General features: G+C 59.6%; 19 protein-coding genes. 8 read left to right on the top strand and 11 right to left on the bottom strand.

Annotated features, from left to right (window positions below; translation table 11 throughout):
* Positions 1 to 69 precede the first annotated feature (69 nt).
* Positions 70 to 300 carry a hypothetical protein gene (locus tag ACYJRZ_RS08425; RefSeq protein WP_459457931.1) on the top strand — a complete coding sequence of 77 codons (231 nt, stop codon included), beginning with the start codon at positions 70 to 72 and terminating at the stop codon, positions 298 to 300.
* Here the strand turns inward: ACYJRZ_RS08425 and ACYJRZ_RS08420 are convergent.
* The 4 genes from ACYJRZ_RS08420 to ACYJRZ_RS08405 form a co-directional block, all read right to left on the bottom strand.
* Positions 297 to 2,837, bottom strand: a complete 2,541-nt coding sequence (locus ACYJRZ_RS08420) for a methyl-accepting chemotaxis protein (protein WP_459457929.1) — start codon at positions 2,835 to 2,837, stop codon at positions 297 to 299. The genes ACYJRZ_RS08425 and ACYJRZ_RS08420 overlap by 4 nt on opposite strands.
* Before the next feature lie 317 nt (positions 2,838 to 3,154).
* Complete coding sequence (locus ACYJRZ_RS08415; protein ID WP_459457927.1) at positions 3,155 to 3,298, bottom strand: hypothetical protein; 144 nt, start codon at positions 3,296 to 3,298, stop codon at positions 3,155 to 3,157.
* 167 nt (positions 3,299 to 3,465) lie between these two features.
* Positions 3,466 to 3,978 (bottom strand): ankyrin repeat domain-containing protein, encoded by a 513-nt coding sequence (locus ACYJRZ_RS08410; RefSeq protein WP_459457925.1) that lies wholly within the window; start codon positions 3,976 to 3,978, stop codon positions 3,466 to 3,468.
* A 70-nt stretch (positions 3,979 to 4,048) separates the two neighbouring features.
* Positions 4,049 to 5,230, bottom strand: coding sequence for a BaiN/RdsA family NAD(P)/FAD-dependent oxidoreductase (locus ACYJRZ_RS08405; protein WP_459457923.1), 1,182 nt, complete (start codon positions 5,228 to 5,230; stop codon positions 4,049 to 4,051).
* 137 nt (positions 5,231 to 5,367) lie between these two features.
* Here ACYJRZ_RS08405 and ACYJRZ_RS08400 point away from each other — a divergent pair, with 137 nt between their 5' ends.
* The 5 genes from ACYJRZ_RS08400 to edd all read left to right on the top strand — a co-directional run bounded on the left by ACYJRZ_RS08400 (position 5,368) and on the right by edd (position 12,428).
* Positions 5,368 to 6,804, top strand: coding sequence for a glutamine synthetase family protein (locus tag ACYJRZ_RS08400; RefSeq protein WP_459457921.1), 1,437 nt, complete (start codon positions 5,368 to 5,370; stop codon positions 6,802 to 6,804).
* Between the two features lie 11 nt (positions 6,805 to 6,815).
* Complete coding sequence (locus ACYJRZ_RS08395; RefSeq protein ID WP_459457919.1) at positions 6,816 to 8,114, top strand: NAD(P)/FAD-dependent oxidoreductase; 1,299 nt, start codon at positions 6,816 to 6,818, stop codon at positions 8,112 to 8,114.
* 131 nt (positions 8,115 to 8,245) lie between these two features.
* Positions 8,246 to 9,721, top strand: a complete 1,476-nt coding sequence (gene zwf, locus ACYJRZ_RS08390) for a glucose-6-phosphate dehydrogenase (RefSeq protein ID WP_459457917.1) — start codon at positions 8,246 to 8,248, stop codon at positions 9,719 to 9,721.
* A 15-nt stretch (positions 9,722 to 9,736) separates the two neighbouring features.
* On the top strand, positions 9,737 to 10,435 hold the full coding sequence (gene pgl, locus ACYJRZ_RS08385) for a 6-phosphogluconolactonase (RefSeq protein ID WP_459457916.1): 699 nt from the start codon (positions 9,737 to 9,739) through the stop codon (positions 10,433 to 10,435).
* 169 nt (positions 10,436 to 10,604) lie between these two features.
* The gene (gene edd, locus ACYJRZ_RS08380) at positions 10,605 to 12,428 is read left to right on the top strand and encodes a phosphogluconate dehydratase (RefSeq protein ID WP_459457914.1); all 1,824 of its coding nucleotides are present in this window, start codon (positions 10,605 to 10,607) and stop codon (positions 12,426 to 12,428) included.
* Between the two features lie 41 nt (positions 12,429 to 12,469).
* Here edd and ACYJRZ_RS08375 read toward each other — a convergent pair whose 3' ends face one another.
* Positions 12,470 to 13,288: a DUF3313 domain-containing protein gene (locus ACYJRZ_RS08375; RefSeq protein WP_459457912.1), complete on the bottom strand. Its 819-nt coding sequence runs from the start codon at positions 13,286 to 13,288 to the stop codon at positions 12,470 to 12,472.
* A gap of 305 nt (positions 13,289 to 13,593) precedes the next feature.
* Here ACYJRZ_RS08375 and ACYJRZ_RS08370 point away from each other — a divergent pair, with 305 nt between their 5' ends.
* Positions 13,594 to 14,190, top strand: a complete 597-nt coding sequence (locus tag ACYJRZ_RS08370) for a TetR/AcrR family transcriptional regulator (RefSeq protein ID WP_459457910.1) — start codon at positions 13,594 to 13,596, stop codon at positions 14,188 to 14,190.
* 33 nt (positions 14,191 to 14,223) lie between these two features.
* On the opposite strand, the gene ACYJRZ_RS08365 is transcribed toward ACYJRZ_RS08370, so the two are convergent.
* The 6 genes from ACYJRZ_RS08365 to ACYJRZ_RS08340 all read right to left on the bottom strand — a co-directional run bounded on the left by ACYJRZ_RS08365 (position 14,224) and on the right by ACYJRZ_RS08340 (position 21,227).
* A complete protein-coding gene (locus ACYJRZ_RS08365) occupies positions 14,224 to 14,577 on the bottom strand; it encodes a hypothetical protein (RefSeq protein ID WP_459457908.1) in 354 nt (117 codons plus the stop codon).
* Between the two features lie 189 nt (positions 14,578 to 14,766).
* Positions 14,767 to 15,855 carry an ABC transporter ATP-binding protein gene (locus ACYJRZ_RS08360; protein WP_459457906.1) on the bottom strand — a complete coding sequence of 363 codons (1,089 nt, stop codon included), beginning with the start codon at positions 15,853 to 15,855 and terminating at the stop codon, positions 14,767 to 14,769.
* A 22-nt stretch (positions 15,856 to 15,877) separates the two neighbouring features.
* A complete protein-coding gene (gene bglA, locus ACYJRZ_RS08355; RefSeq protein ID WP_459457904.1) occupies positions 15,878 to 17,530 on the bottom strand; it encodes a beta-galactosidase BglA in 1,653 nt (550 codons plus the stop codon).
* Between the two features lie 38 nt (positions 17,531 to 17,568).
* On the bottom strand, positions 17,569 to 18,723 hold the full coding sequence (locus ACYJRZ_RS08350) for a carbohydrate ABC transporter permease (RefSeq protein ID WP_459457902.1): 1,155 nt from the start codon (positions 18,721 to 18,723) through the stop codon (positions 17,569 to 17,571).
* Position 18,724: 1 nt separating this feature from the next.
* Entirely contained in the window at positions 18,725 to 19,741 is a 1,017-nt protein-coding gene (locus ACYJRZ_RS08345) for a carbohydrate ABC transporter permease (protein ID WP_459457900.1), read from the bottom strand.
* A gap of 124 nt (positions 19,742 to 19,865) precedes the next feature.
* Positions 19,866 to 21,227 (bottom strand): ABC transporter substrate-binding protein, encoded by a 1,362-nt coding sequence (locus tag ACYJRZ_RS08340; protein ID WP_459457898.1) that lies wholly within the window; start codon positions 21,225 to 21,227, stop codon positions 19,866 to 19,868.
* Positions 21,228 to 21,540: 313 nt separating this feature from the next.
* Here ACYJRZ_RS08340 and ACYJRZ_RS08335 point away from each other — a divergent pair, with 313 nt between their 5' ends.
* Entirely contained in the window at positions 21,541 to 22,572 is a 1,032-nt protein-coding gene (locus ACYJRZ_RS08335) for a substrate-binding domain-containing protein (protein ID WP_459457896.1), read from the top strand.
* Position 22,573 lies beyond the last annotated feature (1 nt).

Raw genomic sequence — 22,573 nt, 5'->3', positions numbered from 1 at the left:
GATCATGGCCGTTTATAAAGCAACTTCCGATGTGTAGTTGAAGGGATGCCTCACGGAAGGAGACATCTCATGCTGGACAGCATAGCTCTGGCGAAAGCCATAGAAATCCAAAGCCTGACGCGCGAAAAGCAATGGCACTGCGACGAGGATTTGTTCTACCTCGACTACGGGCGCGAGCCGCCGCAGTTTTTCATGTGGATTGAGCGGATATTTGCTGCTTTGAACACCCGACGCAAGGAAATGAAAAAAGCGGACCGGCCGGAAATCGGCCGATCCGCCTGCAGTGGTAGTTGCAGTTAGGCTGCCGCCTGCTCGCGCATGTAATTCGCGCTGTAACCAGCATCGATCTTGAACTGTTGAATGAGGTGCAGCAAGGCATCGGCCTCAGCGGCAAGCTCGCGGCTGGCAGCCGTGGTTTCCTCAACCATGCCGGCATTCTGCTGCGTCATCTGGTCCATATGATTGACCGAGGAGTTAACCTCCTGCAGCGCGCTTGCCTGGTCGTGGCTTGCGCGGGCGATCATTTCCACATGGTGGCTGATGGTCACGATCTGGCTGCTGATCTGGGCCAGTACCGAACCGGCCTCCTGCACGAACTGCGAACCGGAATTGACCTCCTCGGTCGACTTGTTGATGAGTCCCTTGATCTCCTTGGCGGCTGCTGCGGAGCGCTGTGCAAGTTCGCGCACCTCCATGGCAACGACGGCAAATCCCTTACCGGCCTCGCCGGCGCGGGCGGCTTCGATGCCGGCATTGAGCGCCAGAAGGTTGGTCTGGAAGGCAATCTCGTCGATGACGCCAATGATCTGTTCGATCCGGCGGGAGGCGTCCTCGATACGCGACATTGCATCGATGGCATTGCCGACGACGACGGAGCTGTTATCGGCGCTGCGCTTAGCTTCGCGCACGATTGCATCCGCATCCTTGGCGCGTTCGGCAGATGAACGCACCGTCGTCGTGATCTGGTCGACAGCGGCGGCAGTCTGCTCCAACGAAGAGGCCTGCTGCTCGGTCCGCTTCGACAGAGCCTCGGCGGAAGTCGCCATCTGGTTGCCGTTGCTCTGGATCATCTCGACATTGTCGCGCACCTGGCTCAGCGTGTGCTGCAGGCGCGACAGAGAGCTGTTGAAATCCTGGCGAAGCTGTTCGAGGCGACCGATGAACGGCGTTTCGATCGTTGCCGAAATATCGCCCTGGGCAAGGCGCTCGAGACCGGCGGCAAGTTCGCTGACGGCATAGTCGATCTGACGGTCAAGCTCGCGCTTTTCGGCATCGTTGCGCTGACGTTCGTGCTCCGCTGCCGCACGCTCCTCGTCGCTCTGTTCCTCGATACGAATCTTCGAGATAGCGTTTTCCTTGAAGATGCCGAGGGCCCGGGCCATATCGCCGATTTCGTCGCGGCGCTGCTCGCCGGAGATCGAAGTTTCGAGCAAACCGTCAGCAATGCGGCGCATGGCGGCGGTGATCTGGCCAATCGGGCGCTGCAGGGTCAGGACGAGCGCGATGCCGCCGGCGACCGAAAGGATGATGCCGAGTGCGGTTGCTAGGATGGATATGGAATTTGCCTGGTTGCGCTCGCTGCCGGCGCTCTGTTTCTGCGTCTCGGCGAAAGCGGTGAGCTGACCCCAGACCTGATCGAGTTGCTGGCGGGCGCCGGCATATTCGGCGATCCGCTGGTCAATGGTTTCGACCAGCTTGCCGCCGGCGTCATCCATGGACTTGATCGCAGGACGAATGGCCGAGTCGATATCGCCGGCAAAATCCATGCTCTTGGCGCTCTGGTTCAGCGTATCGATATCGCCGCCGAGCTTGGAGACTTCCTGGCGCAGGCGGACGAGATTGTCCTTGGTCGTATTGGCATCGAAATCCGCCAGTACCAGCTGCAGCGAATAAATAGAATCCTGCAGGCGGCGCGTATCCTGAAGAACCGAATTGGTCTGTGCGACGCGCGCATCAAGAGACACGAAGGTCGTGGTCGCCTGGCGCATCATCTGCGTCGCCGTCAACTGCGTGTAGGTCGAGGTCTGACGGAAGCGCGAGAGTAACCGACCGATATTGGTGATCGTGTCGTCGGTCGGAGCATCCGTGCTTTCGGTGAAGGCCGCAAGATCCTTAATCGTGCCCGTCAATGACTGGACGACGCTTTTCTGGTTCTGCGGCAATGCGAGGTCGATCGACCGCTGCGCCTTGTTCAGATCTGTCAGACGATCCTTCAGAAGCTTGACCTTGTCGGCTGGCGTCGCCGCGTTATTGAAGTCTTGCGCCACGGCAACCAGCAGGTCGCCGCCCTTCAGCAAGCGATCGGCCGAACGCAAAGTCGAGGTCGCATCCGCCTGATCCTTGCGCATCTGGTCTTCAAGCTGCTGGCTGTTGAAATTAACGTTGAAGCGGGCACTGATCAAGGCGCGTTGGGCGTCGTCGATCGTCTTGCGTAGAGACAGTTCCTGTTCATGCAGCGACCACAGCCTACCGACGAGGTTGGACAAGTCGGCGGTCTTTGTCGTCGCGTCGGTGAGGTTGTCGCGGCCTTCCGACTCGGGCCCAAGCTGACTCAACGTCGAATTGAGTACGCTCTGCTGCGATTTGATGTCCTCATAGAGCTTGTCGCGCTGGCGAGCGTTCGTGATGCGGAGGAAATCGTCCATGGAACCATAAAGGTTCTTGAACCCGGTCAGGGACTGCAGGACGCTGTTGGAGATCTCCATGCGTCCCTGAAGCAGGCCCGATGCATAAAGCCCGGTGAGGCCCACGGCAGAAATGCTGATGACGAATGGCAGGACGAATATCAGAACCTTCGTCCTGATGTTGAAACGCGACAATATCTTGTCAATGAACATTTTGGCCCAGACCTCACACCGCTCCCCGTCGACGCCGCCTCGGCGCTGACCGGATGTATAACCATCGTTCTTGAAATATCCGCAGACAGGGTTCCTGAGTATAAGTCAGGAAGCAATCATTGCTTCGGCTCCAGCTTGCAGTAGAGCGCCCCAAGAAATCGAGTGTGATTGTGGGTGTGATTAATTAATTTTCAGATAAGGCTGTAATGCAACCTACATTACACAACCAAACGCTGAGGAACGGGCAATGAAGCGCATCTATATGCGCGAGCCAGGACCGCCGCTCGGCAGCGGCCGGGAACATAGGGCGGCTGTAATCAGAAACCGCGTACGGCGAGATAGGCAATGCAAGCGGCTGTCACGCCAGTCGCCAACATCAACAGTCTTGCCGCCAGGAGCTTGGCATTGTCACGGGTCTGAGCAATTGCAATGGCGCGAGCGCGACGCTGTGTTTTGTTCATGAGTATATTCCCATTTTCGCACTGACACGATAACCGGCAAAAGGCCGCTTTCGCAACAGGCAATATACAAAATAGAAATGTAGGAAAAGAAAACGCCAAAACCAGAGGTTAGCCGCAAGTCTCGCGGCTAACCGACGGAGATCCAGGGTGTGTGCGGCCGAAGCGCTCTACTTCAATAGTGCAGCGATCGCGGGATCCGTCGCCATTTCCGCAGCTGTCTTGCCGCCGCTCGACTTGATGGTCTTGTCGGCGCCATCCTTCAGCAAAGCCTTGACGACAGCCGGATCATGTTGCTGGGTGGCCATATGCAACGGTGTCCAGCCATCAAAATCGCCAGGCGCGTTGACGTGGGCGCCTTTTGAAACCAGCAAATCGATCATCTCCGGAGGACCATAATAGGCTGCGGTATGCAGCGGATACCAGCCCTCCGTCGTCTTCAGGTTCACATCGGCCCCGCACGTCAGCATTTTCTTGACGAGGTCAGCCTTCTTGTCACGAATCGCAATGGCGAAATTCGTATCCCCGCCCCTGTCCCGGCCGTTAGGATCCAGCTTCTTGCACTGCGCGGACGCCGCGCTGGCACCCGATGCCGTGACGGCAAGCATGCCAAGCGACATTGCTGCGGCCGCAACAATGCCTGAGAAGGTTAAGCGGCGGAATAGCTCGAGCTTGAACGCCATGATTGCTCCATGAAATATTTCGCGTTAGAGGTGTTCTATGCCCGCTTTGCCGCCCATTGGCAAGCTCAATTCAGGCCGCCTCGCCTGCGACATGGCCGGATGCCCATGCCCATTGGAAATTGTAGCCGCCGAGCCAACCGGTCACATCAACGCATTCGCCGATGAAGAACAGGCCAGGGAAGGTCTTTACCTGCATTGTCCGCGAATCAAGGCATGCCGTATCGATACCTCCGAGCGTCACCTCCGCCGTGCGATAGCCTTCGGAGCCCGAGGGTTTGACGCTCCACAACTGAATGGCTGCCGCGAGCTGCTGCAACCGCTTGTCGGATTGATCGGCCATGTTGCCGGAGATACCTTCGCTCTCGACGACATACTGGGCCAACCGCTTCGGCAGGATTTCCGCAAGCGCGGTCTGCGCCGATTGTCGGCCATTCGCCTGCTTTGCTTTCTTGAGAAGCGCAAAGACATCGATATCGGGCTCAATCACGACCGTGATCTCCTCTCCCTCCCGCCAATAGGAGGAGATCTGTAGGATGGCGGGGCCGCTGAGGCCGCGATGGGTAAAAAGCAGGGCCTCGCGGAACGCCGTCTTGCCATGGCGGATCTCGGCGGGCGCAGCAATGCCGGAAAGCGGCGCAAGGCGCTGGAGCAATTGCGGATCGAGCGTCAGCGGCACAAGGCCTGGCCGTGTTTCAACCAAGGGCAGGCCGAATTGCTCGGCGACGCGATAGGCAAAACCGGTGGCCCCCATCTTGGGAATGGACTTGCCGCCGGTGGCGACGACCAGCGAGGATGTTTCGAAGGTGCCTTCGGACGTGCCGACGCGATAGCCGCCGGCTGTCTGCTCGATATTGCCGATTTCCGTTCGCAATCGCAATTGCACGCCCGCATCGCGCATCTCGTCTGTGAGCATGCGGATGATGTCCTTGGCGCTGTTGTCGCAGAAGAGCTGGCCGAGCGTCTTCTCATGCCAGGCGATGCCGTAGCGCTCGACCATGGCGATGAAATCCTGTGGTGTGAAACGGGCGAGCGCCGATTTGGCGAAGTGCGGATTGGCGCAGAGGAAGTTCTTCGGACCGGCATGGATGTTGGTGAAATTGCAGCGGCCGCCACCGGAAATGCGGATCTTCTCGCCGGGTGCGGCGGCATGATCGAGCACGATGACGGAACGCCCGCGCTGGCCGGCGCGGATAGCGCACATCATACCTGCCGCACCCGCACCGAGGACGATCACATCGTATCTATCAGCCACACTTCAGTCCTTCATTCTTCGCCGCGCGCGCTCGTCATTTTTCCATCATACGGCGAAAGTCCAAGCGGTTTTCCCCCTCGCCAATTGGCAAACTGCAGTTATGATGCGATCACCGATCAACCCAAATACGGTGTTTTATGCCTGCGAGAAAGACCCCGCTGAAAGCTTCCATACCCGTCTCAAAGGCCCCTACAGTCCCTCCTTCTCTGAGATCGGCACGCGGCGTGGCAAACTGGAAGGAAGCGGCGCAATGGCTGCGGGCACGCGGGATCGAGGATATAGAATGCATCACGCCGGATCTTGCCGGCGTGCCGCGCGGCAAGATGATGCCGACGTCGAAATTCACCTCCAATACATCGCTGGCGCTACCCTCGGCGATCTATCGCCATACGATTTCAGGCGAATATCCGGAGGAGACCGAAAGCTTCCGCTACGAGCCGCGCGACAGCGATCTGAAGCTGGTGCCCGATCTTTCGACGCTGTCGGTCGTGCCCTGGGAAAGCGATCCGACGGCGCAGGTGATCTGCGATATCGTCAATTCCGACGGCGAGGAAGTCTCCTACACGCCGCGCAACGTGCTGAAGCGCATCATGGCACTCTACCGCGACCGCGGCTGGAAGCCGGTTGTGGCGCCGGAAATCGAGTTCTATCTCGTCGCCAAGAATGACGATCCGGATTATCCGCTGCACCCGCCGAAGGGTCGTTCCGGCCGTTCCATCCTTGGCGGTCAGGGCTATTCGATCGCCGGCATCAACGAGTTCGACGAGTTGATCGACGATATCTATCACTTCTCCGAGAAGCAGGGTCTCGAGATCGACACGTTGATTCACGAAGAGGGTCCGGCGCAGCTGGAAATCAACCTGCGCCACGGCGATCCGATCGAGCTTGCCGACCAGGTATTCATGTTCAAGCGCACGATCCGCGAGGCGGCGCTGAAGCACGGCATCTATGCGACCTTCATGGCCAAGCCGATGCAGAGCCAGCCAGGATCGGCGATGCACATTCACCAGTCGGTCGTGAACATCGAGACCGGCAAGAACGTCTTCACCAACCCGGACGGCAGCCCCTCGCCCGAGTTCTTCCATTTCATCGGCGGCATGCAGCGCTTCGTGCCGAACGCGCTGGCGATGCTGGCACCGTATGTGAACTCCTATCGCCGGCTGGCGCCGAACATGTCCTGCCCGGTCAACAATGCCTGGGGCTACGACAACCGCACCACCGCCTTCCGCGTTCCGGTCTCCGATCCGCAGGCGCGGCGCGTGGAAAACCGGCTGCCGAGCTCGGATGCCAATCCCTATCTGGCGCTCGCCGCCTCGCTTGCATCGGGCCTGCTCGGCATCATGAAGCAGGTGGAGCCGACGGCACCGACCGAGGATTCCGCCAATGAAGGCTCCATCGACCTGCCCCGCGGCCTGTTGGAAGCCATTGCGCTGATGGAAGACGAGCCTGCCTTCGAAGAAGTCTTCGGCAAGGATTTCATCGGTATCTATGCCGGCGTGAAACGGGGCGAATTCGAAACCTTCATGCAGGTCATCAGCCCGTGGGAGCGGGAATTCCTTCTGCTTAACGTGTGAGGGAGGCGCCCATGGCATTGCAGGAAACTTGGCAGAGCCCGATTGCACCCGGCCTTTCCTTCTACCAGGCAACCGTCGGGCCGCGTCCGATCTATCCGAAGCTCGACGGCTCGCGCCGCGCAGATGTCGCGATCATCGGCGGAGGCTATACCGGCCTTCAGGCCGCCTATAACCTCGCCAAAGGCGGTGTCGACGTCGTTCTGATCGACGCCAACCGTTTCGGCGATGGTGCCTCCGGCCGCAATGGCGGACAGCTCGGTACCGGCCAGCGCTGGTGGCCGGAAGAGCTCGAAGAGAAGATCGGCTACGAGCGGTCGAAGGCCCTCTTCGATCTGGCCGAAGATGCCAAGCGGCATCTACTCAATTTCTCCGCAGAGCATGGCATCGACATCGATTTCCTGCCCGGCCAGATGAATGTCACGCATAAGCGCAGCTACAAGCGTGACTATATGGACAGTGCGGAGATCGCGGCGACCCGCTACGGCTATCCGCATATGACATTCATGGATGAGGCCGAAACCCAGGAGCGGCTGGGGTCGAGGTTTTATCTCTATGGCGTACGCGATATGGGCACGGGCCACATCCACCCGCTGAAGCTGCTGATCGGCCTTGCCCGCGTCGCGGCAGAGGCCGGCGCTTCTCTCTTCGAGATGACCAAGGCAAAGGGTTTTCGGCAGGCCGGCGGCAAGACGATCATCGAAACGGACGGGGGCGAGATCACCGCCGATCGGGTGCTGATCGCCTGCAACGGCTATATCGGTAATCTAGAGCCGGTGACGGCAAGTCATGTAATGCCGATCCGCTCCTTCATCGGCGCGACCGAACCGCTCGACCGCTTTCCGGCCGTGCTGCCTGGCAACGAGGCGGTGGCCGATTCGCGATTCGTCGTGCGCTATTTCCGCAAATCGATGGATGGACGCCTGCTGTTCGGCGGGCGCGAGGCTTATACATCAGACAATCCGCGCGACATAACGCAGCACATCCGCCGGCAAATCACCGAAATCTATCCAGCTCTCGGCGATATCAACATCGACTATGCCTGGGGCGGCTCCGTCGGCATCACCATGCCGCGCCAGCCTTTCGTGCGTGAGGTCATGCCAGGCGTGACCTCGATCGGCGGCTATTCCGGCCATGGGGTGATGCTGTCAAATTATTGCGGTAAACTCTATGCGAAAACGGTTCTCGGGAATGCAGATGAACTTCGTCTCTTCAGGGAACTGAACATTCCGCCGTTCCCCGGTGGTGCGCGCGTGCGGGCGCCTCTGCTGTTCCTGGCGCTCTCGTGGTTTGCGTTGCGCGACAGGTTTTGAAAACCGGAAGATGTTTTCTTCCGCCGGCAATCCGCTCTAAAAAGCGCATTTGAATTTTGCGATGCACACTGGCCTTTTTAAATCGATTAGATTAAAAGGGGCCTCAACCAAGACCGATTGAGAGATAGCTCATGAGCAGCCAGATCATTCCCGTTGAACCATTTGATTATGTCGTTTTCGGCGGCAGCGGCGACCTTGCCGAACGCAAGCTCCTGCCCGCTCTTTACCATCGTCAGGTCGAAGGCCAGTTTTCCGAGCCGACCCGCATTATCGGCGCTTCGCGCAGCGCGCTTTCCAATGAAGAATACCGCAAATTTGCAGATGCCGCCCTCAAGGAACACCTGAAAAAGGGCGAATATGACGACGCCGAGGTCAAGAAGTTCCTCGCTCGCCTGTTCTACGTACCGGTCGACGCCCGCAGCGATGCTGGCTGGGATCAGCTCAAGAAGATCCTGGACGAAGGCAAGGAGCGCGTGCGCGCCTTCTATCTCGCCGTCGCTCCGGGCATCTTCGGCGACATCTCGCAGAAGATCCACGATCACAAGCTAATCACCAAGCAGACCCGGATCGTTGTCGAAAAGCCGATCGGCCGTGACCTCGCATCCGCCCTGCAGCTGAACGACACGATCGGCAAGGTCTTCAAGGAAGAGCAGATCTTCCGCATCGACCACTATCTCGGCAAGGAAACCGTGCAGAACCTGATGGCGCTGCGCTTTGCCAATGCGCTCTACGAGCCGCTGTGGAACGCCAATCATATCGACCACGTGCAGATTACCGTCGCTGAATCGGTCGGCCTGGAAGGCCGCGCCGGCTACTACGACACCGCAGGCGCCCTGCGCGACATGGTGCAGAACCACATCCTGCAGCTGCTTTGCCTGACTGCAATGGAAATCCCCTCCTCCATGGATTCGGAAGCCGTTCGCGACGAGAAGCTGAAGGTGCTGCGTGCACTGAAGCCGATCGACGCGTCCAACGTCGAGCAGGCGACGGTTCGCGGCCAGTATCGCGCCGGCGCTTCGGCGGGCGGCCCGGTCAAAGGCTACCTCGACGAGCTTGAAGGCGGCGTTTCCAACACCGAAACCTTCGTCGCCATCAAGGCAGAGATCGGCAACTGGCGCTGGGCTGGCGTTCCCTTTTACATCCGCACCGGCAAGCGCCTCGCCGGCCGCATGTCGGAGATCGTCATCACCTTCAAGCACATCCCGCACACTATCTTCGATCAGGCCGCCGGCCGCATCGTTGCCAACCAGCTCATCATCCGCCTGCAGCCGGATGAAGGCGTCAAGCAGTCACTGATGATCAAGGACCCGGGTCCTGGCGGCATGCGCCTGCGCAACGTCTCGCTCGACATGAGCTTCGCGTCTGCCTTCAACGTCCGCAATCCGGATGCCTACGAGCGCCTGCTGATGGACGTCATCCGTTCCAACCAGACGCTGTTCATGCGCCGCGACGAAGTGGAAGCCGCATGGAAGTGGGTGGACCCGATCCTCAAAGGTTGGGAGCAAGCCGGCCAGCAGGTACAGGGCTATACGGCCGGCACCTGGGGCCCGAGTCAGGCCATCGCGCTCATCGAGCGTGACGGCCGCACCTGGCACGACGATATCTAAACCGGGACGAGAACGATGACAGCCAACATGCATGCTTTTGCCAATGGTGCCGAACTCGCCGGCAAGCTCGCGGACAAGGTGGCCGAAACCCTTTCGGCTGCGGTTGCCGCCCGCGGCTCCGCAAGCATCGCAGTCTCGGGCGGTTCGACGCCGAAGGCCTTCTTCCAGGCGCTGTCATCGCGTTCGATCGACTGGAGCAAGGTGACGGTCACGCTCGTCGACGAACGGTTCGTGCCAGCAGACAATCCGCGTTCGAACCACCTCCTCGTTCAGGAAAACCTGCTGAAGGACAAGGCGGCAGCCGCTAAGTTCCTTCCGCTCTATCAGGCCGCGGCTTCCGTCGAGGAGGCCGCCGTCATCGCCACCGAAAAGACCAATTCTATCGGCCATCCCTTCGATATCGCCATCCTCGGCATGGGCAATGACGGCCACACGGCTTCCTTCTTTCCGGGCGGCAGCAATCTCAAGACCGCACTCGATCCGAACACCCCGCGCGGCATCATCACGATGGAAGCGGAAGGTGCCGGCGAGCCGCGGCTGACATTCACCTTCTCCAGCCTTCAGGATGCCCGATTACTGGTGCTCCATATCGAGGGAGAAGGAAAGAAGGACGTTTTGGCCAAGGCCGAAGCGCCGGGAGAAGAAACCGAGATGCCGATCCGCGCCATACTGCGCCGGGCGGCTTCCCCGGTCGAGATTTATTGGGCTCCGTGACGCGACCGTAAGGTCTGGTCATCGAACCCTGACAGACACAGCAACCTATGCTGCGCCATGTGCCCCTGCGGGCGCAGCGGCAAAGCATTGACTTTTGGACCCCGCGCCGCGCCCTCCAATGAAGCAGATAGCGAGGGCATCGCGCAGAACAGACGGAGGCAGATCGACCATGGCCGCTGACGCCCGCATATCAGCGATTACCGCACGCATCGTCGAGCGCTCGAAGCCGACACGTGAGCGCTATCTGGACCGCCTGCGCAGCGCCGCGAGCAAGGGAGCGCAGCGCTCCGTGCTCGGCTGTGCCAACCTTGCGCATGGCTTCGCCATCTGTTCCCCCTCCGAGAAGGACGCACTGGCGGGAGACCAGGTGCCCAATCTCGGGATCATCACCTCCTATAACGACATGCTCTCGGCGCATCAGCCCTTCGAGACCTATCCCGCGATCATCCGCGAGGCCGCAGCCGAAGCGGGCGGCATCGCCCAGGTGGCTGGCGGCGTGCCGGCCATGTGCGACGGCGTCACGCAGGGGCAGCCCGGCATGGAACTCTCGCTCTTCTCGCGCGACCTGATTGCCATGTCGGCCGCCGTCGGGCTGTCGCACAATATGTTCGATGCGGCAGTCTTCCTCGGCGTCTGCGATAAGATCGTCCCCGGCCTCGTAATCGCCGCCCTCTCCTTCGGCCATCTGCCTGCTGTCTTCATTCCCGCCGGGCCGATGACCTCAGGCCTGCCCAACGACGAGAAATCGCGCGTGCGCCAGCTCTATGCCGAGGGCAAGGTCGGCCGCGCCGAACTGCTGGAGGCGGAATCGAAGTCCTATCACGGCCCAGGCACCTGCACCTTCTACGGCACGGCGAATTCGAACCAGATGCTGATGGAGATCATGGGCTTCCATATGCCGGGCGCCTCCTTCGTCAACCCCGGAACGCCGTTGCGCGAAGCTCTGACGCGCGAGGCGACCAAGCGTGCTCTTGCGATCACCGCCATGGGCAATGAATTCACACCGGCCGGCGAGATGATCGACGAGCGCTCGATCGTCAACGGCGTCGTCGGCCTGCATGCGACCGGCGGCTCGACGAACCACACGATGCACATCGTCGCCATGGCCCGCGCCGCCGGCATCGTGCTCACCTGGCAGGATATTTCCGAACTGTCCGACATCATCCCGCTGCTTGCCCGCGTCTATCCGAACGGACTTGCCGACGTGAACCATTTCCATGCCGCCGGCGGCATGGGCTTCCTCATCAAGGAACTCCTGAAGAAGGGGTTGCTGCATGACGACGTGCGCACCGTCTACGGCCAGGGCCTCGAGAGCTACTCCATCGACGTCAAGCTCGGTGCCGACGGCAATGTGGTGCGCGAGCCCGCTCCTGACAAAAGCCACGACCCGAAGGTACTGGCAAGCATAGACAAGCCCTTCCAGAGCAATGGCGGCCTGAAGATGCTGCGCGGCAATATCGGCAAAGCGGTCATCAAGATTTCCGCCGTCAAACCGGAGCGCCACATCATCGAAGCGCCGGCCGTGATCTTCCACGACCAGCTCGAGATGCAGCAGGCCTTCAAGGACGGCAAGCTGAACCGCGATTTCGTTGCCGTCGTCCGCTTCCAGGGACCGAAAGCCAACGGTATGCCTGAGCTGCATAAGCTGACGCCGGCACTCGGCGTGCTCCAGGATCGCGGTTTCCGCGTGGCGCTCTTGACCGACGGCCGCATGTCCGGCGCATCCGGCAAGGTCCCGGCCGCCATCCATGTGACGCCGGAGGCCATCGACGGCGGCCCGATCGCCCGCATCAGGGAAGGCGACATCATCCGTATCGACGCGGTTGCCGGCACGCTGGAGGTGCTGGTCGATGCAGCTGATATGGCAGAACGCGAACCTGTCGTCGCCGATCTCTCGGAGAACGAATTCGGCATGGGCCGGGAGCTCTTCGTGCCGTTCCGCCACGCCGCAGGACCGGCGGATCAGGGCGCGAGCGTCCTGTTCCGCCACTGAGATAGTCTTCCGGATTTCAGCAGGGCGGCATCGAAGACTGATCAAGGAGCTTTCGATGCCGTGGTCCCTGCTTCCGGCGGAGCCTTGTCCGTCCATGCCGGCGGAAGGCCGAGGCGTGCTCCGACAAAGCCCGTCACGCCCGGCGATTTCCCGAATATCTTGCAGGCCTCGTATTTCGGTGCGCGGCCGACGAGGACCGCCAGTTTCGCTCTGGAAGGGAACGAGGGCGCCGCGCCGAACGGCGTCTTGCCCTTGACCAACATCTTGCTGAAATCGCCGCCGAATTTGGCGGCGAGGCTATAGGCATCCCCTTCCTTGGCGATGGTGCCAGAATCGAAAAATGCGTTTGCACCCCGCCCCCAGATCATGACAGCCTTCTGCTCGCCCTCTGGGTTGAAGGCTTCCGCCTCGAGTGAAAGGCTGCCCATGCCGATCGGAATGCGGGGAACGGGCACGGGCACACCCGGCAGCAATACGCTCTTGCCCACGGATGCGACTTTCGAGACTCCGACGGCCGTCGCATTCGTTGCCTTGACCTGCGTCACGACAGCACGAACGGTCAAGTCCGCCGGCTCAGACAGACCGACGACGGCGAAGCGTTCGCTCAATCCGGAACAAAGCGCCCTGTCGACGGCATTGGTGACGAGATCGCGCTGTTTGGGTGTAAAAGCGGCGTTTTCGGCGCGCATGGAAAAGGCCGTGGGAATGATCTTCACGGTCTTCGCTGCAAGAACATCCTCCTTGCTTACCCTCAGAAGCGAATGCGCGACCAGCCCTTCCGATCGGGTCAGCCCTTCATAGGAGCGCAAAGATCCCGCCCGATCCAGCGGTGCGGAGGCGCAGCCGCCCAGCAAGCTCATCAGCAGGACTATCGACCGTATATCAGCCCCCCGACGGCTTTCAGCTGCAGATGGATCATAGGTTCTACTTACGGCATGAGTTGAGATTGCAGTGACTGTCATGGATGTTTGCGCTCCTGCACCGGGTTATGAACATCAACATCATCATTAAATATCGCACTGAGTGTAATATTAATGTCGGTCATTTTGCGGCAATCGCGAAGCGAGGCGGAGAATTTATTTCACCGGAGATTGAGACAACAAAGGAGGAGTCGCGGACATGCGCCTGATTTGAGTGGCGTTGCGACTCATGCCAAAATGATCGAATGCACGATGCAACATCCAAGCCGGAAGGGCTACGCGAACAGAAGCGGCGCCTGACCTTTCAACGCATAGCGGACGTCGGAATGAAATCCTTTCTTGCGAAAGGCTATCAGGAAACGACGATCGAGGAGATTGCGGCAGCGGCCGGGATTTCCCGCCGGACTTTCTTTTATTACTTCAAGAGCAAGGACGATATTCTTCTGGCGCACCAGCGCCGATATATGGACGCGCTGCGGACCGGCATCATGGAGAATGCCTCAGCCGGGCGACCGCTGGAGGTCGTCCATCAAGCCACCCTGGGACTTGTGGCCCGCATCGAGGCGGAAGCGCCTCGACTTCTGGAAACTGCCAAGCTTTTACGTCAAAGCGAAACCCTGCGCGCCCGCGCACGGGGTAACGCTTTGCAGCTCGAACAAATCGCCTACCAAGCCCTGTGCGAATTGTTTCCGACGAAAGACCCGGACGGTCTAAGGCTGGTTTCGATGATCGGGGTGAGCCCGCTTCGCCTCTCGGTCAATAAATGGCTTCAGGAAAATGGTAGGCTGCCGCTGATCAAGTATCTTGAGGATGCGCTGGCAAAATTGCGGACGGAAATCTGAACCGTCCGCCGCCTGGATGGCTGTGTCCGTCAATCAGGATCTGATATCCAGCACGCGGTTCTTATGAGCCGGATGCGTGCTATAGACGAAGATCTTGTTCATTTCCTTCTCCGTGAGGAGACGCAGGAAACGAACTTCGACGGTGTTGTTGGAGAAGACTTTCATCAGCACGCAACCGATCTTGCTTATGCGCGCGTCGGGGATATCCAGATAGAATTGCTTCGGCAGATTATACTGGGTGAGTATCGCAAGAACCGCACTGCTCTGAGAGATACGGATAATATCGCAACGGCGGGATGCAAGGTTCATCACGCCCTTTTCGGTGTATTCGAGGCGGGCGGCATTCATAGTGTCTTCCATGCGAAACCGCACTTCGCGGTCATACATGAATGATTCTTCCTTATTGAGGAAATGCTGACCTGAATTAGCTCTGCCGAACGCGGCCATCTTGGTAGACCCCTGAAGTATATTATGAGGGGAGACTATCAGTCGGTCTTTAACAGAAGGTTTGAACGCGCCAGCCAAAGATGAATTTTGTTGTTCATTTTTATTCGGGCCGGCGCATCCGGTAAGCGATTATTTGCGATAGGAATGTCCAGCGGCATCGAAGAGATGCAGCTTCTGACGGTCGGCGGCAAAGCGCATCTTCTGGCCGCGATGAATATCGGCAATGCCGGGAATCTTGACGATGATCGGCTCGCCATCGACCAGGCCTTCGATATAGAGCTGTGTCACTTCGCCGAGCGCCTCGACAATCGAGACCTCGCCTTCGAAGAGATAGTCATCGCCCGTTGCAATCCTCAGATCTTCCGGACGTACGCCAAAGCTGGCGGTCTTGCCCTTCTCGGAAGCCTGCGTCGGCACGTCCAGCGTTACGGCCTTGCCGCCTGTCAGCGTTACGGTGGTCGCCGCGCCGGTTTCGGTCACGGTAGCGGGAATGATATTCATGGCCGGGGAGCCGATGAACTTGGCGACGAACAGATTGGCGGGGCGCTCGTAAAGTTCAAGGGGAGCGCCGACCTGCTCCACGCGGCCAGCCGACAGCACGACGATACGGTCGGCCAGCGTCATGGCTTCCACCTGGTCGTGCGTGACGTAGATCATCGTCGTTTCGGGCATGGAGTCGCTGAGCTTGGCGATCTCGATGCGGGTCGCGACGCGCAGGGCGGCATCGAGATTGGACAATGGTTCATCGAACAGGAAGACCTTGGGATTGCGGCAGATGGCGCGGCCGATGGCAACACGCTGACGCTGACCGCCGGAAAGCGCCTTCGGCAGGCGCTCGAGATATTGGGTCAGTTGCAGGCTCGCTGCCGCTGCCCGCACGCGACGATCGATCTCCTGCTTGCTTTCTCCGGCAATGCGCATGCCGAAGGCCATGTTGTCGTAGACGGTCATATGCGGATAGAGCGCATAGGACTGGAAGACCATAGCGATACCGCGCCGCGACGGCGGTACCTCGTTCACCTTCTGGCCGGCGATCATCATATCCCCGGCCGTGATGCTCTCCAGCCCGGCAATCATCCTGAGCAAGGTGGACTTGCCGCAGCCGGAGGGGCCGACGAAGACGATGAATTCGCCCTCGTTGATCTCCAGATCGATGCCGTGCAGCACATGTACGCTGCCGTAGGATTTCTTGATATCCTTCAGAACAAGTCCCGTCATTATGCTTCCTCCTCCCAAAGGCTCAGGCAAGACGCGCGAAGTAGGCGCCCCAGGCCGGAATATCGATCCTGCTGCCGTAGTTGTTGCTGGTAAAGCCGTGTCCCGTCAACGCCTGCCAATTGCCGTCAGGCAGGGTCGCCAGCGTTTCGACAGCGCTCATGTTGAAGACGCAAAGAATGGTCTCGCCGGCGTAAGTGCGGGTATAGATCAGCACATCACCCTGAGGCTCCGAAAACGCGATCTCGCCCTTGGCGAAAGCCGGGTGCTGCTTGCGGAAGGCAAGGAAGCGGCGGTACTGCTCGAGTACCGAATTTTCGTCGCCCTGCTGAACGCTGACGGCGCGCAGAATATGCTCGACCGGCACCGGCAGCCAGGGCTTGACGGTGGAAAAGCCTCCCTGTGCCACCTGGCTGTCCCAGACCATCGGCGTGCGGCAGCCATCGCGGCCCTTGAACTCGGGCCAGAACTGGATGCCATAGGGGTCCTGCAGGTCCTGATAGGCGAGATCGGCTTCCGTGAGCGCCAATTCCTCGCCCTGATAGAGGCAGACGGAACCGCGCAGGGTCAGCAGCAGCGCCGCATAAAGCTTGGCAAAGGCATCGCGGTCGGCGACCAGATTGCCCCAGCGGCTGACGTGGCGCACGACGTCATGGTTGGAGAAGGCCCAGCAGGCCCAGCCTTCCGGAGCTGCGGTGTCGAAGTCGTTCATTACCTCTTCGACGCGATCCGGCGACAGGGCATCCGGCGCCAGAAATTCGAAGGCGTAGCACATATGCATCTTGTCGCCGCCGGAGGTGTATTCGCCGACGATTTCGAGCCCGCGCTGGCTGTCGCCCACTTCGCCGACGGCTGCAATCGCCGGATATTCGTCGAGCACCGCGCGGAAGCGCTTGAGGAATTCCAGGTTCTCGGGACGGTTCTTGTCGTAGAGATGCTCCTGGAAGTTATAGGGATTGACCGCCGGCGCTGTGGATGCGTTGCGGCGTGAGGGCTCCAGCGCCGGGTTGTCGCGCAATTCCTTGTCGTGAAAATAGAAGTTGATGGTGTCGAGGCGGAAACCGTCGACGCCGCGGTCGAGCCAGAAACGCACGACGTCGAGCAGGCGATCCTGCACCTCGGGATTATGCAGGTTCATATCCGGCTGCGAGGTCAGGAAGTTATGCATGTAGTACTGCATGCGGGTCGGATCCCACGCCCAGGCCGAGCCGCCGAAGATCGACAGCCAGTTGTTGGGTGGCGTGCCGTCCGGCTTGGCATCGGCCCAGACATACCAGTCAGCCTTGGGATTATTCTTGCTCGAACGGCTTTCGACAAACCACGGATGGCGATCAGAGCTGTGCGACAGCACCAGATCGATCATCACCTTGATGCCCAAACGATGAGCTTCCGTCACCATTGCATCGAAATCGGCGAGCGAGCCGAAGATCGGATCGACGTCCTCGTAATTGGAAACGTCGTAGCCGAAATCGCGCATCGGTGACGTGAAGAACGGCGAAATCCAGATCGCATCGACGCCAAGCGATGCGACATGCGGCAGGCGGACGGCGATGCCCTTGAGATCGCCGATGCCGTCGCCATTGGAGTCCTGATAGGAACGCGGATAGATCTGATAGATCACGGCGCCGCGCCACCAGTCCTTGTCAACTTCCGAAGCCGATTGAAGAGCAATGCTCATGCTGAATGGGTCCTGTAGTAAGTGCATGTTTTTTTGAATCAGCCCCCCTTCACCGACCCGGCGAGCAGACCGCGCACGAGATAGCGCTGCAGACCGAAGAAGACGAGGAGTGGGATAAGGATGGTGACGAAGGCCGAAGCCGTCAGGATTTCCCAGTTGCCGCCGCGCGAGCCGAGCAGCGCGTTGAGGGCGGCGGTCAGGACAAGATGATCCTTGTCGGTGCCGAGGAACACCATGGCGATCAGAAGGTCGTTCCAGACCCAGAGGAACTGGAAGATCGCAAAGGAGGCCAGTGCCGGGAATGACAGCGGCAGGATGATCTTGACGAAAATATCGAAATCGCTGGCGCCATCGACGCGCGCAGATTCGATAATTTCTTTCGGCAGGCCGGCAATGTAATTGCGCAGAAGATAGATGGCGAGCGGCAGACCGAAGGCGGTGTGTGCCAGCCAGATGCCGGGATAGGTCTTCGACGGCACGCCGAACATCTGGCCGATTTCGTTATAAATGCGCAGAAGCGGGATCAGCGACATCTGCAGCGGCACGACGATCAGGCCGACGACGACCGCAATAAGGATCGCGCGGCCTGGAAACTCCATCCAGGCAAGCGCATAGGCCGCAAAGGCGGCGATCAGGATCGGGATGACGGTCGCGGGGATCGTTACCGTCAGCGAATTGATGAAGGACTGGCCGATACCCTCGCCGCCCAGCACGTTGCGATAGTTTTCGAGCGTGAATTGCGGCGGCGTGGCGACCGTCAAATAGACGCGCTTGGCCCGGGCATCTGCTCCAAACGCGCCGTTCTTCTGGTAGCGATAGCTGCCATCAGAGTTGATCGTCAGCGTCTCGCCATTCTCGATCTCGGCGGGGGAGCCTGCCTTGTAAGCGGCCGGCTCCTGCACGCGCAGGCCGAAGGACTGGATTTTGCCGCCGCCTTCCACATTGAGCGTACCCGCTATCACGAAATTCGCGCCGTCGGGTTTTGCCTTGTCCGGACCGTCGAGACGGGCAGCCGTCTTGCGCGAGGAACCGGCAAAGGCCGTCCACCAGCCGGAAGCGACAATCTGATCCTTGTCGCGCAGCGCCGTGACGAAGATGCCGAGCGTCGGCAACAGCCAGAGAAGGACGATGAGCAGCACCGCGGCATGAACGAAGATGCGGGCGGGGCCGATGCGACCGAGATTTCCAATCATGTCAGCGCCCCTTCGTCTCAGCGTTTGCACGGCGAATGTTCCAGATCATGATCGGCGTGACCGCGAACATAATGACGAGCGCGATGACGGCGCTTCGGCCGCTGTCGCCGCCGCCACGGAACATCCAGTTGAACATCAGATTGGCGAGCACCATCGTGTTCCACTGACCATTGGTCATGGTGAGAACGATGTCGAAAACCTTGAGCACAAGGATGGTGATGGTGGTCCAGACCGTGGCGATCGTGCCCCAGACCTGGGGCACCATGATCTTCCAGAAAATCTGCCAACCGTTGGCGCCATCGATGACGGCTGCTTCGATTGTCTCCTCCGGAATGCCACGCAGAGCCGCGGAGAGAATGACCATGGCAAAGCCGGTCTGAATCCAGATCAGCATGACCATCAGGAAGAAATTGTTCCAGAACGGAATGGTGATCCAGACCTCAGGCGTGCCGCCAAACAGCTGAACGACAGCGTTCAACAGACCGATCTGCGCATCCGTTCCGCCGCGATATTCGTAGATGAACTTCCAGATGACGGAGGCACCGACGAAGGAAATCGCCATCGGCATGAAGATGACGGCCTTGGCAATATTGCCCCACCAGATACGGTCGGTCATGACGGCGATGACAAGACCGAAGAAGGTGCAGGCCGCCGGCACGACGGCGAGCCAAAGGATATTGTTGAAGATCGACTGGCGGAATTCGGTGTCGTTGAGCGCCCAGAGATAGTTGGCGCCGCCGACGAACTTGCTGCCGTCCGGGCCATAGAAGGACAGGATGAAGGTCGCGACAACGGGATAGACGAGATAGACGACGAGCAGGAGCAGTGCCGGCCCCAGGAACAGCCAGGGGCGGATGAGACCGCGGCGGCGAAGATTGACGGCCGCTCGATGAACGTCGTCCCCTTCCCTTGCTGGAAAGATCAAGTCCAAGAGCTTGTTGGAAAACCAGAAATAAGCGGCGCAAATGGCAACGCCGAATATCATGGCGCCAATCGCCGATACGATCTGCGAAAACATCCCTTCCCTCCCCGAATTCTCTGCTTTTGTCCATCAGTCGGGCATCGGCCGCGCTGAAGGGCGCGTCGTTATATGCGGTATGGCGCCGCCGGCGAAGTGCCGGCGGCGGTAGGGCTATGATGTCTTACTTGATGGCGTCCCAGGACTTCTGGATACCGTCGGCTACATCCTGTGCGGACTTGCCGCCGACGAAATCCACCATGCCCGTCCAGAAAGAGCCTGCGCCGATTTTGCCCGGCATCAGGTCGGACCCGTCGAAGCGGAAGGTGGTAGCTGTGGTCAGGATTTCGCCTTCCTTGCGCAGAGTGTCATTGGCGTAGGCCGCGGTATTGACACCCTTATACGGTGTTAGGAAGCCGGACTGAGCCATCCAGAGTTCCTGGGCGATCGGCGTTTGCAGGAACTGGACGAAAGCGCGGGCGGCCTTCGAATCCTTGGTTATGGCAGCGAGCGTACCCGCACCTTCGACCGGCTTGCCAAGTTCAGGATGCGAGGCATACGGCGGGAAGTAGAAGAAGTCTGCATCCTGGCCGAGCTTTGTGCCCTCCGGGAAGAAGGACGGAATGAAGGATGCCTGCTTGTGCAGGTAGCACTTCGGCGGAACGGTGAAGAGACCCTTCGGGCTGTCGCGGAAGTCGGTCGAGGCAACGGCCGCGACGCCGCCGGCGACGTATTTCGGGTTCTTCGCGAACTTGCCGAATTCCTCGATCGCCGCAACGACCTTCGCATCATTGAATTTCAGCGAGTTATCGACCCAGTGATCGTAATCCTGCGGCGTATTCAGTCGCAACATCAAATCTTCGACCCAGTCGGTTGCCGGCCAGCCGGTCGCACCGCCAGAACCGAGGCCGATGCACCAGGGGGTGCCGCCGTCCTTGACGATCTGATCCGAAAGCTTGATCAAGTCCTCCATGGTTGTCGGGACCTTGTAGCCGGCTTCCTCGAAGTTTTCCGGAACGTACCAGACCAGCGACTTCAGGTCGGCCTTGTATGGAAAGGCATAAAATGCGTCCTTGCCGTCCTTGCCCTTGTAGGTGCCGTAGCCGACCCAGCTATCGCCGGCGCCGTAATTGGTCTTGACCCAGCTAGCGAGATCATCACCCAGGGGCGTCAGATAACCCTTGCTTGCGAGATTGGCGAGAAGGCCCGGCTGCGGGAGGATGGCGACGTTCGGCGGCGAACCGGCCTGGGTATCGATGACGATCTGCTGCTCGTAGTTTTCCGAGGACGAATATTTAGCGTTCACGCCGGTCGCTTCGGTGAAGTAATTGAGGACGCTGGTGAAGAGCGCTTCGTCCTCGCCGCGCCAGGGACCGAAGATGGTTAGCGTCTCGCCCTTCAGGTCGGCATGCGCGGCCTTGAAGTCGTCATAGCTCTTCCAGTTGAATTTGGAGTCCTGACCGGGCTGGAACTTCAGATCGGCCGCCATTGCCGTACCGGCCACCAGAGCGGCGGCAGCAACGGTCATCAGGAATATCTTTTTCATGCGTTGTCCTCCCAAATAACGAAACCCATGAGCCCAAACACGGTTTTGTGCTATGCGCCCCATTTCCTCAAAGCGCTTTGGCTACCTTTGTCATCCATTGAGAGCGGGTTAAAGTCAAGCGATTTTCAGATTCGAAGCGATATACGCAGCAATTCTCGCACTGCAACATGGAATACAGATCGATTTTTTGCTAATTACCTTGTCTCGCGCACTTCTCCTGCTACATAATTGAAAGCGCTTTGGAAGCGCTCGGGCTTTTTCGGGAGGTTGGCTCGGCATCGTGGCCGCATGCATTGGGAGGAGCTGGAATACCGTGAATCTGAAACAGCTATCGCAAATGCTCGGGCTGTCCCAGACGACAGTCAGCCGTGCATTGAACGGATATCCGGAAGTCAATCGCGAAACTCGCGAGCGCGTTCTCAAAGCAGTTCGGGAGACCGGCTATCGACCTAACAAGGCAGCCCAAAGACTTGCGACCGGCAAGGCTGGCTCGATCGGACTTGTAATGCCGACCTCGCCCGGCAACTCCTCGGATGTGCATTTCAGCGAATTCCTGACGGGGCTGGGAGAAGAGGCCTTGCGGCACGATTTCCATTTCGTCCTGACGCCCGCGGATCCGAATGACGAAGTCGGCGCCTTGCGGCGATTGGCGGCCAGCGGCAATGTCGATGCCCTCTTCGTCAATTATATGCGCGGCCACGATCCGCGCCTGGAGATGCTGAAGTCGCTATCCATGCCCTTCCTCGTGCATGGACGCTCCATTGGCTCCGAGCCGGACTATCCCTTCCTCGACATCGACAACGAAGCAGCCTTCTACGATGCCACGAAGCTGCTGCTGCAGCTCGGACACCGGCGCTTCGCCCTCTTGAACGGCCCGATCTATTTCGACTTCGCCATTCGCCGTAAGAACGGCATGGATGCCGCCCTTGCCGAGCGTGGCCTGGCGCTTGACGAAGCCTGCGTCAGCCATACGCCGATGACGGATGAACACGGCTTGTTAGCCATGGAGCGCATCCTGCAAATGGAGAAGGACAAGCGGCCGACCGCAGTGCTTTGCTCCAGTACCGTGCTGGCGCTCGGCGCCGTTCGCGCCATCAACCAGGCAAAGCTGAGGCTTGGCGAAGACATCTCGATGATCGCCCATGACGATGTGCTGACCTTGCTCAAGCCGGAAAACTTCACCGTGCCGCTGACGACAACGCGCTCATCACTGCGGGCGGCCGGCGTGCGCATCGCCGAGCGACTGATCGGCGAAATCAAGCATACCGAAACATTTCCTGCGCAGGAATTGTGGAAGGCCGAATTGATCGTGCGCGCATCGACCGGCGTTGCGCCGGCCGACTGAT

The organism is Rhizobium sp. No.120 (genome assembly GCF_054558365.1).
This window is presented reverse-complemented; position numbering and strand designations above follow the sequence as displayed.